The organism is Oceanospirillum sediminis (assembly GCF_014164585.1).
Taxonomy (GTDB): domain Bacteria; phylum Pseudomonadota; class Gammaproteobacteria; order Pseudomonadales; family Halomonadaceae; genus Oceanospirillum; species Oceanospirillum sediminis.
In genome coordinates this window covers 1-312 of the sequence record NZ_JACJFM010000339.1, presented here as the reverse complement: position 1 = coordinate 312, position 312 = coordinate 1, and the positions used below count along the sequence as shown (strand labels likewise).

Below are 312 nucleotides of genomic sequence, written 5' to 3'. Positions count from 1 at the left end.
AACGATGAAGAGTTTGATCCTGGCTCAGGATGAACGCTAGCGGCAGGCCTAACACATGCAAGTCGAGGGGTAACATAGGGTGCTTGCACCCTGATGACGACCGGCGCACGGGTGCGTAACGCGTATACAATCTGCCCTTTACTGGGGGATAGCCTTTAGAAATGAAGATTAACACCCCATAACATATAGAGTTCGCATGGACATTATATTAAAGGTTACGGTAAAGGATGAGTATGCGTCCTATTAGCTAGATGGTGCGGTAACGGCGCACCATGGCGACGATAGGTATGGGCCCTGAGAGGGGGATCCCCC

The 312-nt window shown here is 51.3% G+C and carries 1 rRNA gene; it reads left to right on the top strand.

Annotation, left to right across the window (positions count from 1 at the left end):
- Position 1: 1 nt before the first annotated feature.
- A 16S ribosomal RNA gene (locus tag H4O21_RS28860) occupies positions 2-312 on the top strand; the annotation flags it as partial.